The organism is Sulfurimonas paralvinellae (assembly GCF_014905135.1).
Taxonomy (GTDB): domain Bacteria; phylum Campylobacterota; class Campylobacteria; order Campylobacterales; family Sulfurimonadaceae; genus Sulfurimonas; species Sulfurimonas paralvinellae.
In genome coordinates this window covers 933,556-945,767 of the sequence record NZ_CP041406.1, presented here as the reverse complement: position 1 = coordinate 945,767, position 12,212 = coordinate 933,556, and the positions used below count along the sequence as shown (strand labels likewise).

Annotated in this window: 15 protein-coding genes; 6 read left to right on the top strand and 9 right to left on the bottom strand. The window is 38.7% G+C overall.

Going from position 1 to position 12,212, the window contains the following annotated elements; all coding sequences use genetic code 11:
* Position 1 precedes the first annotated feature (1 nt).
* The 7 genes from lptC to FM071_RS04960 all read right to left on the bottom strand — a co-directional run bounded on the left by lptC (position 2) and on the right by FM071_RS04960 (position 6,027).
* Positions 2-484 (bottom strand): LPS export ABC transporter periplasmic protein LptC, encoded by a 483-nt coding sequence (gene lptC, locus FM071_RS04990; protein WP_430738967.1) that lies wholly within the window; start codon positions 482-484, stop codon positions 2-4.
* Positions 485-523: 39 nt separating this feature from the next.
* A complete protein-coding gene (locus tag FM071_RS04985; protein WP_193111914.1) occupies positions 524-1,024 on the bottom strand; it encodes a KdsC family phosphatase in 501 nt (166 codons plus the stop codon).
* Entirely contained in the window at positions 1,021-1,593 is a 573-nt protein-coding gene (hisB, locus tag FM071_RS04980) for an imidazoleglycerol-phosphate dehydratase HisB (RefSeq protein WP_193111913.1), read from the bottom strand. The genes FM071_RS04985 and hisB overlap by 4 nt, the downstream gene beginning before the upstream one ends.
* 3 nt (positions 1,594-1,596) lie before the next feature.
* On the bottom strand, positions 1,597-2,424 hold the full coding sequence (locus FM071_RS04975) for a septal ring lytic transglycosylase RlpA family protein (protein ID WP_193111912.1): 828 nt from the start codon (positions 2,422-2,424) through the stop codon (positions 1,597-1,599).
* A complete protein-coding gene (locus FM071_RS04970; protein ID WP_193111911.1) occupies positions 2,417-3,643 on the bottom strand; it encodes a lytic transglycosylase domain-containing protein in 1,227 nt (408 codons plus the stop codon). Before FM071_RS04970 ends, FM071_RS04975 begins: the two co-directional genes overlap by 8 nt.
* A 74-nt stretch (positions 3,644-3,717) precedes the next feature.
* On the bottom strand, positions 3,718-4,494 hold the full coding sequence (locus tag FM071_RS04965) for a TatD family hydrolase (protein ID WP_193111910.1): 777 nt from the start codon (positions 4,492-4,494) through the stop codon (positions 3,718-3,720).
* Entirely contained in the window at positions 4,495-6,027 is a 1,533-nt protein-coding gene (locus FM071_RS04960) for an AAA family ATPase (protein WP_193111909.1), read from the bottom strand.
* Between the two features lie 227 nt (positions 6,028-6,254).
* Here FM071_RS04960 and FM071_RS04955 point away from each other — a divergent pair, with 227 nt between their 5' ends.
* The 5 genes from FM071_RS04955 (at position 6,255) to amrB (ending at position 9,627) form a co-directional block, all read left to right on the top strand.
* Complete coding sequence (locus FM071_RS04955) at positions 6,255-6,608, top strand: hypothetical protein (RefSeq protein WP_193111908.1); 354 nt, start codon at positions 6,255-6,257, stop codon at positions 6,606-6,608.
* Positions 6,609-6,823: 215 nt separating this feature from the next.
* Positions 6,824-7,273: a DUF6194 family protein gene (locus FM071_RS04950; RefSeq protein WP_193111907.1), complete on the top strand. Its 450-nt coding sequence runs from the start codon at positions 6,824-6,826 to the stop codon at positions 7,271-7,273.
* Positions 7,274-7,327: 54 nt separating this feature from the next.
* Positions 7,328-7,525 carry a hypothetical protein gene (locus tag FM071_RS04945; protein WP_193111906.1) on the top strand — a complete coding sequence of 66 codons (198 nt, stop codon included), beginning with the start codon at positions 7,328-7,330 and terminating at the stop codon, positions 7,523-7,525.
* Positions 7,526-7,840: 315 nt separating this feature from the next.
* On the top strand, positions 7,841-8,833 hold the full coding sequence (gene amrS / locus FM071_RS04940; RefSeq protein WP_193111905.1) for an AmmeMemoRadiSam system radical SAM enzyme: 993 nt from the start codon (positions 7,841-7,843) through the stop codon (positions 8,831-8,833).
* Positions 8,830-9,627, top strand: a complete 798-nt coding sequence (gene amrB / locus FM071_RS04935; RefSeq protein WP_193111904.1) for an AmmeMemoRadiSam system protein B — start codon at positions 8,830-8,832, stop codon at positions 9,625-9,627. The genes amrS and amrB overlap by 4 nt, the downstream gene beginning before the upstream one ends.
* Here the strand turns inward: amrB and FM071_RS04930 are convergent.
* The gene (locus tag FM071_RS04930) at positions 9,624-10,670 is read right to left on the bottom strand and encodes a polysaccharide deacetylase family protein (protein WP_193111903.1); all 1,047 of its coding nucleotides are present in this window, start codon (positions 10,668-10,670) and stop codon (positions 9,624-9,626) included. The two genes, amrB and FM071_RS04930, sit on opposite strands and share 4 nt — an antisense overlap.
* Before the next feature lie 55 nt (positions 10,671-10,725).
* On the opposite strand from FM071_RS04930, the gene FM071_RS04925 reads away from it, so the two are divergent.
* Entirely contained in the window at positions 10,726-11,316 is a 591-nt protein-coding gene (locus tag FM071_RS04925) for a hypothetical protein (protein WP_193111902.1), read from the top strand.
* On the opposite strand, the gene FM071_RS04920 is transcribed toward FM071_RS04925, so the two are convergent.
* Positions 11,313-12,167 (bottom strand): NAD(+)/NADH kinase, encoded by an 855-nt coding sequence (locus FM071_RS04920; protein ID WP_193111901.1) that lies wholly within the window; start codon positions 12,165-12,167, stop codon positions 11,313-11,315. The two genes, FM071_RS04925 and FM071_RS04920, sit on opposite strands and share 4 nt — an antisense overlap.
* Between the last annotated feature and the right edge of the window lie 45 nt (positions 12,168-12,212).

Below are 12,212 nucleotides of genomic sequence, written 5' to 3'. Positions count from 1 at the left end.
CTTATCTCTCTTGTAGTTGAATTTTTGCTCTAACATTTTTTGAAAAAATTCTATTTTTCTCATTGTTATATTTTATATATGAACCTCTGAGAACGCTGTCATTCATGTAGGCAACATAACCTACATTACTGACGACATCGGAAGTTTTTTTGTTATAAACTGCTTTTTGCGTTTTAAAAGTGAGGCCGTCATCTCTCGTATAAGTGACATTCCCCGTCAATGTTACAATGTCATTTTTATATATCCCGTTATTTGCCTGCATATTTGCAATGTACTCTTTGTTTTTATTATCAGTATAGTCTATATCTTTTACCGTATACCTGTTTGAGTAACGTGTAGCAGTACTTCCAAGCATTATAGTATGCAGTCCTGTTGGGTCAAGCTCATACATAGTAAAATCTTTGATTTCAAAAAGAGGCACATCGACAAAAGCCTGCTGTTTGATGTTCAAAGGCTTAAAAAAGATATAGATACTTGCCAGCACAACTAAAATACCTGCGAATAAAAGAGAAATTTTAATAACCTACTCCTTGATCCAAAGAGATAAAAATTCATCTTTTTGGTCATTTTCTTCAATGATAATATCAATCATCTCACGCACCGCTGCATCACCGCCTTTTTTACTAAGCACCGTATCGACGATCTCTTGTATATCTTTTACACCATCTTTTGGCGTAAAGCTTCGCCCAGCCATAGAGAGCATCTCATAATCATTCAAATCGTCACCGATAGCAGCCACTTCATAGAACTCCAACCCTAAAGAACTAACAAGCTCACGCAGTGCCGTCGCTTTGTCATTGACACCCTGTTGCAGGTGTTGAATTTGCAACTCATCTGAGCGTCTTTTGACGATAGCAGAGTTTCTTCCCGTAATAATGGCAACATGATGTCCCATTTTTATCCAGCTTGCGATTGCCAACCCGTCTTTTACATTGAACTCTTTTATCTCAGAAGAGTTGCTGGTGTATATAATTTTACCATCGGTTAAACAACCATCGACATCTAGAACCAACAGCTTAATCATAGAACATCTTTCGTGCTAGGTATACCGACACGCTCATTTTTTGCTGTTGCACGGCGAATGGCTACGGCTACAGCTTTAAAAGCCGCTTCAATGATGTGGTGCTTGTTCTTTCCTCGCAACTCTATGATGTGCATTGAAATACGTGCATTCAAAACAAAGGCTCTAAAGAACTCTTCAACAAGTTCCGTATCGAACTGCCCTACTTTTCCGTGGACATCAAGTTCATAAACCAAAAATGGACGATTGGAAAGATCAAGATCACAGCTCACACAGGCTTCATCCATAACAATATTTGCACTCCCAAAACGCTCCATATTTTGCACAGGATAAATAGCTTCAGCAAGTAAAGAACCCAACACAATACCAACATCTTCTACACTGTGGTGGTCATCTATGTGCGTATCACCTTTACAAGTGATGTCAAGATCGATCAACGAGTGTTTTGAAAAACTCTCAAGCATGTGATCTAAAAAACCCACACCTGTATCTATATTGCTTTTCCCGACTCCATTGATATCCATCGCTACTGTTATATCTGTCTCTTTTGTTGTTCTCGTCTTTGTTATCATCCTCTAATCCTCCCGTACAATAAATGCATTTCTAAATTTTCCGTTTGCTTTATAGTCTCTGGCTTCCTGCTCACCTTTAAAACCTGTCAACCATACCTTAAACATACGCCCGTCATCACCATCCACATCTTTGATGATGGTTTTATATCCATCCGTATTGTCATACTTCTCTTGCGTGAGCAGTGCGCCTTGTATCTTGGAAAATGAACCGATTTGAATTGCATATTTTCCTGTCATGGACATCTTCTGCGGTAACTTTTTCAGCTCTTTTTTCGTTGGAATACTTCGCTTGCCTTTTCCTTCAAACCCAAGCACTTCCAAAGTCACAGGAGCAGTCCCCGTTCCAATCATACTTATCTTCGAAGCCGCTGCTTTTGAAAGGTCAATGATCCTTGTAGAGACAAATGGACCCCTGTCGTTAATACGCACAACAGTACTTTTTCCGTTTCTTCTGTTGGTCACTTTTACAATGGTGTTCATCGGCAGTGTTTTGTGTGCCGCTGTCATTGCCCACATATTGTATCTCTCACCGTTAGATGTATATTTTCCATGAAAGTTCGGACCATACCAGCTTGCATTCCCACGGAAAGTATCTCCTACGCTGACAACCTGCGGATAGTATTTTTTCCCGTGAACGACATAAGGACGCATCGTCGCTTTTGAGTACTTCTTTTTCGGCGGCGTTGCACAGTAGGCACTTTTATCGTCACAGTATGTTTTTGATGTTGAAGATGGTGCATAGTTGTAACTTCTGAATGCCCCCGGCCCTCTTGTACTACAGGCACTAAAAAAGAGCGTCGCTATTGCTAAAAAACAGAGACTTCTACTCATATAATCTCAACCTGTCCCCGACTCTTATCAAAGAACCGCGAATATGGTTTTGCAGGCGTATATTTTGAACACTTATTTTGTGTGCCTTTGCTATAGACTCCAAAGAGTCTCCTTTTTTAACCATATAGTAATGCTTCGAAGATATCTTTTTAAGCGCACTTTTTTTAGGAATAGGAATAATGATCTTTTGTTTTAAATGAAGCCTGTTGCTTTTCAAATGGTTGAAATCTTTGATGACACGATAAGAGACACCATACTTTTTACCGATGTACGAAAGATTATCCCCTCGAGTGACAACATGTACTCTGTAGATGTTTTTTATAGACTCTTTTGTATACTTTTGCTTGAATTCTGCCAACTTGATGTATGGAATGTAGACATTGCATCCTTTTTTATATGGCGGAACGAAGTCATATTTCAGGTGTCTGTTAAGCTTTTTGAGATCTTTTAACGGAATATGGATGAGCTTTGAGATTCTAGCCAATGACTCTCCGCTTGAAAGCTTTACGGTAGAGATTGAGTAAGCATTTGCACGATTTAAAAGGTATTCGTACTCACTATGCAGTAAATACTGCTCATCACTGCCGATCAAAGCAAGTGCAACGATCTTACGAATATAGTTTCTGCTCTCACGTGGAATGTACTTCTTTTTTTGATCCAAAAGAACAGCAAGGTCGTCCGTACCCGCTTTTTTAATCGCCTGATTCAGTCTTCCGCCGCCACAGTTGTACGCAATGGCAGCCAAGTACCACTTTCCAAAACGCTTGTGAAGCGCGGAGAGATATTTTGCAGCAGCTTCAGTTGACTTGATAAGGTCACGTCGCTCATCAACGTATTCGTCAATTTTTAAATGAAAATGTTTCGCTGTAGCCGGCATAAACTGCCATAGACCTGCTGCACGTTTTTTAGAATAGGCTTTTGTATGAAAGTTCGACTCTGCCATAGCAAGGTACAAAAACTCCTGCGGTACGTCATATTTTGAGAGTGTATTTTTAATGGCAGGTATAAAGAGATACGCATCTTTCATCGCACGAAAGAAGTGTTTGTCCTTTGAAAGCGTCTTTCTTTTCATGCTGTTCATGACCGGGTCATAAAGAAATGAGGGTTCTATGTCAAAAGAGTTTAAAAGCTCTAACTCTTTGTCTGTATTTACATCATAAGTGAGGTTTGCAAAAAGAACGAAAGGGAAAAATAGTGTAATTAAATATCTTATTATCATTAGGCAACTTTTTTATTAAATTTTTGTAGATTTTATCTAAAAATTCATTAAAAAAAGTTGTAAACGAGCTAATATTAAGAAATATGAAAGAGTTTTAGGGCATTTTGCGTGGTCAAATTTTCAATTTCTTCACGGGACATATTGAGTAATTCTGCCATTTTATCAGCAACCAATGTTGTATAAAACGGCTCATTTCTCTCCCCTCTGTGAGGTGTCGGCGTGAGATACGGCCCATCTGTTTCAATAATTAACTTCTCTTTTGGAATGCGAGGCAGTATATTTACAAGCTTCTTAGCGTTCTTAAATGTCAGCACACCGCCAATACCGAAATAAAAGTTCTCATCCGCCAGACTTAAAAGCTCGTCATCAGCATTGAAACAATGCAGAACACCGCCGACTTCACCGGCATTATGTTCTAAAAGTATCATCTTTGCATCATGTGAAGCATTGCGAATATGTACTATAAGCGGCTTTTTGTACCTCTTTGCCAGTTCTATCTGCGCAACAAAGACTCTCTTTTGCTCCTCTTTCTCGCGCTCTTTCTCCTCATCACTCCCTTCTAAACGAAAGTAATCCATCCCGCATTCACCGATAGCCACACACTTCTCATGCCCGACATACTTGGTAAAATAGCTCTCATCATACCCCTCTTTGTCATAAGGATGCACACCAATTGCAAAATAGACATCATCATACTTCTCGGCTATGCCGACAGCTTTTTCAAGCGTACTTATATCTGCACCTGGAATGATGAAACGCTCTACCCCACCCTCACGCGCACGATCTAGAACATCATCCAAATCTTCATCATATCTTGCATCATCCAAATGTATATGTGTATCTATTATCATCTAACTTGCCTCCAGAAGCTCTTTTGCAAATTTTTTCGCTTCGTCTGAGATGTTTTCACCACTAATGATTCTTGCTATCTCATCAACACGCTCTTGCAAGTTGAGCTCTTTTGTTTTTGAAATATTACCATCTTTATAGACCAAAAAGTGCTGATCGCCCATGGAAGTAAGCTGCGGTTGGTGTGAAATGACAAAGATCTGAAAATGTTTGGAGAGCTTTTTGAGCACTTTTGCCACACTCATAGACTCCTCACCACTGAGGTTTGCATCTATCTCATCAAGCATCAATACACCGCCGTTTTTATTCATAAATTCTGACTTGAGTGCCAGTACAGCCAAGCGAAGACGATTGAACTCCCCCGTAGAGATCTTGTCCAGTTTTGTACCGCTTAGCTCTATGTTGATTGCATCCTGCCCTGCTTTGTCGTATGATCTCTTTTGCATTGTAACTTTTGCCTCACGCAGATAGAGACTCTTCAAGTAAGCATTGAGATCTGCTTCAAAAAACGGCAGCTCTGCCTCACGCAGGCTTGAGAGTTCATCGGCCAAAGCCGTAACTTCTTCTGACAACTGCTCGTACTTCTGCTCAAGACCATGTTTTTCTATCTCTATGTTCTCATACTTTGCTAGTTCTATTTTCTTCTGCTCTTTGTACTCCAAAGCCTCTTCAATGCTTCCATAACGACGCTTCAAGCCGCCAAGCTCTTCAATGCGGTTAAGAACTTCTTCTACATCTACATCTTCAAGCGCATTAAATCGCTCCTCTGCACTGTCAAAAACAGCACGCAGTTCATTCATGGCATCATCAAAAAAGCTGCTTTCCACATCCAAACTCTCCAAAGCCGATGAGACCAAGTGCTCATAGTTAAATATCTCCGTAGCCCCACCGATGCTCTCAAGCACTTTCTCCTTGCGTGAGAGCTCTTTTTTTATCTCCAAAAGATCCTCATCTTCACCTGCAGCAGGATTGACATCTTCGATCTTTTGTATCTCAAAGGCCGCAAACTCTTTGAGTTCAACTATCTTTTTCTCTTCCTCTTCTATGACCTGCAGTTCATGCTGCGTCCAGTGGTACTCTGTAAATGTCTCTCTATATTTCTCTTTTAAAGCCATGATGTCATGTGACTTCGCTTCGATGCGCGCATCCAAGATATTGAGCAGGTTCTCATTTTCAAAGTCAGAAAAATCTTTCAAGCTCAAATGACGCAGATACTTTGAAGCTACAGCAGAAATGGCCTTGCGTGAGAGAGATTGGTTGTTGATAAAGTAACGTGACTTCTCTTTTTTGATGTGCTTAAAGACATTGATATCATCGTTTTCTATCCCGCAGGCATCCTCATCTATCTCCCATGTGACACTCGACTCACAAACAGAAGCATCACACGAAGATCCACCAACAGAAGACAAAATGGACTCCATAAGTATGGACTTCCCACTCCCACTCGGCCCCGTAAAAACAATAAGCCCACTTTTCAGCTCAAGCTCACTCTCTTCAAAACTAAGGTAATCTTTTAAGTAAAATCTTTCTATCATTTTTTTGCCTTTTTATAATAAAAACACATTTTATTTTTAAGTATAATAGCTATTATTTAAAATATATACCAAAAATATGACATAATGCAATAATTTCAATGATTAACATATAATTATAATGTTTGTTAAATTTGATTTATAAAATAGTTTTGGATAAAATATCTGTTAAATAAATGGTCATATAAGAAAAGGATTATTTATTTACAATATTATAACATGGAAAAAACATGAAAAAAATTAGTCTAAAGTTATTAATAGCAATCTTCATAGCATCAGCAGGAACAAACAGTTTCGCAAAAGATTGTAACATAATGACATCGCCAATAGATTTATCTAGAATGACATTCGCAGGTTCAAGTTATTATTTACAAACTATACCTATAGTCGCTGGAAAAACATTTAAATACACTTCTTTCTTTGATGCTTATCAAGAATTTGAAAAGAATACTAGAAAATGGTTTAAAGATACTATTTGCAAGGAAAAGGGCTTAGACGGCGTAGCAAATTATAAAATACAATGGCAACAAACCGATAAAATGTATTATTTTACAGCAACATTTGATGCTTATGAGAACAAGTAATATAACAAATAACGGCAATAAAATATGTTACCACCGCTTTACGAACACATACAATGGTGAGATACATCTTCTTGCCAGATTATTGTATTTCACTTCGCTACATACAACAATTGACAGGAGAACACACATCAAGATATAATTCATAAAATCCCGAAGGGTTTTCTGGATTATATCTTGATGGTGCTCAGCCTCGCCGTTAGCATAGGAATAAAGAGATGACACCAAAAGATATAAAAGAATATATCATTGAAAATTTTGAAGGAGTAATCCCTAAATCAAGTTGGGGTGAAACTTCATTTTTTTATAATCCAAATAAAGCTTTACCAAATGGTGTTTATTTTTGTACTATCAAAGAAAAAGATGGAGATAATGATAAAGCATCATATTTAGATAGAGACAATGTGTTTAGATTTAGTATTGGAATTTCAAAGCAAAGTTTTCAAAATCTTTTTAATAATAAATTTAAACGACCAGCCAAAGGTGATATCATAGAAAGTAGTTTTAATTTTAAAGAACTTGATTTGATTACTCCACATCCAATATATGGATGGATGAATTGGATTTGTATTTTAAATCCAACCAAGGAAAGCTTTGATGATATAAAAGACTTTTTGGATGAAAGTTATGGGTTAGCTGTTGAGAAGTTTGATAAGAAAATAAAGTAATAGAATAATACAAATGCTAACAAATCCTTGGATGATGAATAAAAGGAAATTATTTTGTATGCTATATTTTTATATATAATTATTCTAATTGCTATACTCGCATGGGTATATTTTGATGCAACTTCTACTAATAAAGAAAATAAAAAAGGTGGCATCGGGATAGACAGCCCTGGTTTTACGGGGGACTCTGACAGAGATGATTCATCTAGTTTTGATACTTCATTTAGTGGTGATGCAGGTGGAGGAGACTGAGTTATCTACATAACAAATCGTAGCAACAAAAATATGTTACCCTCGCCGATTTTAAACTTTAAAAACCTTAAAGATTTAGCTACCATTGTAAAACTTAAAAGACTACAAAAAGAGGTAACATATTTTTGTACTCGACCGTTATACAGTACATTCCTGAAGCCATAACACTAATTAAATATACAAAATAGTAGTCTTACTCAGTTTTCAACATGCTACTTTTAGTAACACTTTTCTTGACATTCTCTAAAAATTAAGCTAGAATTAACTTTAAGTTGAGCCTAAGTGTATAAATATACTTGACTCGAGGAGTTAAATATGAACTATTATAAAAATATACCTAATAAAGAAAAAATTATGTGTCTACTGTGTCAGCATTATTGTCAGATGAAAGAGGGGCAAGTCGGTATCTGCGGTGTCAATAAAAATGAAAACGGAGAGCTAAAAACACTTGTTTACGGACATCCAAGTGCTTTAAATGTTGATCCTGTCGAGAAAAAACCTCTTTACCACCTTTTACCCAGCACTACTGCTCTCTCACTCGGAACGGTCGGGTGCAATTTCCAATGCCCGTTTTGTCAAAACTGGCAGATATCGCAGGAACGAAAAGTAGATGAGAGTGTATACATCTCTCCGGAGCGAATGGTCGAGTTGGCCATTGAAAACGGATCGGATTCTATTGCCTATACCTATAATGAACCGACTATCTTCTACCCTTATGCCAAAGATATCGGGGTTATTGCAAAAGCCAAAGGTCTTAAAAATATCTTTGTGACCAATGGTTTTGAATCACCCGAAGTTGTCAAAGATATGGCTTCCTGGCTTGATGCGGCAAATGTCGACCTCAAAAGCTGGGATGATGCCTACTATAAAAAAATACTCAAAGGCGGTCTTGAAGCTGTCAAAGAGACACTTCGCGGCATGGTTAAAGAAGGTATCTGGGTAGAGGTAACCACACTGCTCATCGAAGGTGAAAACGACAGTGACGCAGACTTAAAAGCTATGGCGTCATTCATAGCCGACGAACTTGGAAAGCATGTTCCATGGCATTTGAGTGCATTTCATCCTGACTATAAGATGCAGGATCATGAGTACACCAAACTGCAGACTTTGGAACGTGCACAGAAAATTGCCAAAGAAGCAGGACTTGAGTATGTTTACTTAGGCAATGTTCCTGTTCATGGGGACACGTACTGTCCGGACTGCGGAACACTTTTAATAGACAGAACAGGTTACAGCATAACGAAAAATCTGCTCGTTGACGGACACTGTCCAAAATGTAACAGAGAGATAGAAGGAGTATGGAAATGAGTTTACGAAAAGACGCTGTTGCCGGACAGTTTTATCCGGTTGACAAATTAGAGATAACACAAATGTTCGATCATTACAACAAGATCATAGATGATGCCCTGCAGGACAAATCCATTCTTGCGATCAAGCCACGTGCCATCATTGTACCTCACGCAGGGTATGTTTACTCCGCTTTTACGGCAAACATCGCTTTTCGGGTACTGCAAAATACGCATGCAAAACGTGTGGTTGTCATAGGACCTAGTCATCGGGTCTATCTTAAGGGGGTAAGCGTAGCCAAATATGACAGCTACGAAACACCTTTTGGAAATTTAAAGATAGACATCACTTTAGCAGATGAATTAATGAAGCGCTTTGGAGTTATATTTCAAAGTGATGCTCACGCAGAGCACTCGACAGAGGTGCAAATGCCTTTTATCAAGAACTATATGGGTGATGTATCTGTCCTAGAACTTGTTTATGGTCAAGAAGATCCGGCACATCTCGCAGAGATCATTGACTATCTTTTAGAAGACAAAGATACTGTCGTCGTTATCAGTACAGACCTGAGTCACTACTACGACATCGACAAAGCAAATAAACTTGACAGCATCTGCCTCGATGCCGTCGCCAGTCTCAACCCTGCAGAGTTACATCAGGGGTGTGAAGCGTGTGGAAAAATAGGTGTGGAAGCCATACTGCATGTCGCCAAAAAAAGAGGCTATCAAGCGACTCTGCTGGATTATCGCACAAGTGCAGATGCCAGTGGTGACAAATCACAGGTCGTCGGCTATATGAGTGCGGCTTTTAGTTAAGGCTGTTTTTGAAGAACAACCCAGAGATGAGAGTACCAGTACCAACTCTCTTTATTTTGAGTAGGTGCGGTACAAGTATAGTGATCTCTCGGATACGCCAAAGGCTTTGATGACTGGACTGTCACCTGAGTATCACTCATCCACTGCATCTTCAACTTTTCTCCATTGGCATTAAAACATTGAAAGCCTTTAAGCGGTTTTTGCAAGCTCAACGTTAAAAGCGGCGGATTATTACTTTCATCTACAATGGTATCTTCATCCTCAACCGATAACAAAGGAAGCGGCAGTGTATTTATCTTCACTACAAACTGTTCCATCTCTCCATACCCTCCCGACATTGGAAAACGTCGCAAAGCCATAAAATCACTTTCGCTTGAAATGGGTCCGGAATTCTGGGCAACACCGACATAGCCAAGCTCTTTTGTTATATGCATAAGATTTTTATCGTATTCACCAAAAGGATATGCCAGCATCTTCGGCTTTGTTGCTACACTGTTGCCTAGCTCTTTTTCCAGCTTTTCTTGAGATTTTTGGATTTCATCGACAATATATTGTTTATCTTGTGGATCTTTCAATCTGTCTCGAACAAGATACTGATGCGAATAGGTATGATTGGCAAATTCGGCACCGTTTTTAGCCATCTCACGCATCATATCCCAGGTTAAGTAATTTTTGGAACCGTGATCAACAGGCAGAGTACTGACAAAAAGTGTAAACGGCAGATGATATTTCTTTAACAGCGGGTACGCTTTGGTATAAGTACTTCTATAGGCATCATCAATGCTTATAACAACTGTCTTATCCGGAAGCGGTTTTTTTTGCTGCAGATAGCGCACTACTTTGGAAAGCGGCCATATATTATAATGATGCTGCGTGAGATACTCCATCTGTTGTGTAAAAAGCTTCATTGAGATACTCGTTGTCGGGTATTTGTTCTCATCGAACCTGTGATACTGCAAGATGACTACATGTTTTTGCATACCAAACAATGTACTCGTTAAAAACATACTTACAAGTACAAACAACACTGTTTTTTGAAGCATTTTTATATTTCCTTTTCGATATAATCATGGTACTAATTATAAGGTGTATATACTAATGAATAACGTTCCAAAAAAGCTACTCTATCTTATTTTAACATTAATGACCCTCATAGCAGGTTATGCGTATTTGCGATATGCTTATAAGGTAACGGACTCAACACCTTTTACACAAGAGATCGTTCTTATCATATTAGGAACGATCGCGACGGTCTTCATAACAGCACTTTTACTTAACAAACAGACAGAAGTTGAGATAGAAAAAGAACAAAATATAAAGTTTTTGGACCTCAAAGCGGCAACATACGAAAGACTTTTGGATCTTATGGAAAATATGTCCGATGAGGCACTCTTAACCGGTAAAGACATTACAAAACTGCAGTTTATCACCCATAGACTTGCGATCTTTGCTTCACCTGCCGTACTCAATGAGTACAATAACTTTTTAACTGTAGTTTCTGAACTTTCAAAAGACGGAACACTCAGCAATGATGACCATAAACTCTCAGAAGCACTCGGAAAACTGACTGTGCAGATAAGGTTCGATCTATTAAATGAGAACCATGCACAAAAGTCCTACTCGGCAGAGCAGATTAAAAGAATGATCAAAAAGAACTCTGACAGCTCTTCAAACATCAATATAGACTAATCACCCCAGTTGAGTTTCTCTTTGAGAACATCAAAGTAGTTAAACTCTTCTCTGTGAATAAGCTTGACCGTTTTGCGGGCAAGCTGAATGTGAATGCTCTCCCCTGCTTCAAGTTCATGCTTATCCTGCCCATCTATAATAACCAAAGCTCTATCTTGCGGTGTTTTCATCTCTATAGAAAACTTTCCTGGTAAAACAACAGGTCGCTGCGTGAGGGAATGCGGGCAGATAGGCGTGAGAGCAAATACATTTGTAAGCGGAAACAGTACCGGACCGCCTGCAGAAAGATTGTACGCAGTCGAACCCGTCGGCGTCGAGACGATAACACCATCACCATAATAGGTATTAAAAGCCTTGGAATCGACAAGTGTTTCGATATGTATCATATTTGAAACCGAAGGTCTCGTGAGGACAATGTCGTTAAAAGCATAAATGGTAACTTCGTTCTCATTCTCTTGAAATGTCGCTTCCAAAATAGCCCGTTCATCAACTCTGTACTCCCCTTTTACAAGACTTTTTACAAAAGCTTCGAGTTCACCCATGTTGATATCAGCCAAAAAACCAAGATTACCTGCATAGATGCCAAAAACAGGAACATCATGCTTAAAAGAACGTCTCACGGCAGAGATAAGTGTTCCGTCACCGCCGAGTGTTACCAAAACATCACAGCTTTGACAGAGATTATCAAATTCCATACCCATGATGCCTATCATTGCCCCGCTTATACTCTCAATGGTCGTCTCTATGCCGTACTTGTTGAAAATCTTTTCAAGTTCAAAATAATTTTGTTTGAGTTCCGGTGAAGATGGGCGTAAAACAACACCCACTTTTTTTATTTTTTCTGCTTGCAAAATGGCTCTTTTAATGAAATATTTTCTTAATTATACAACAGATAA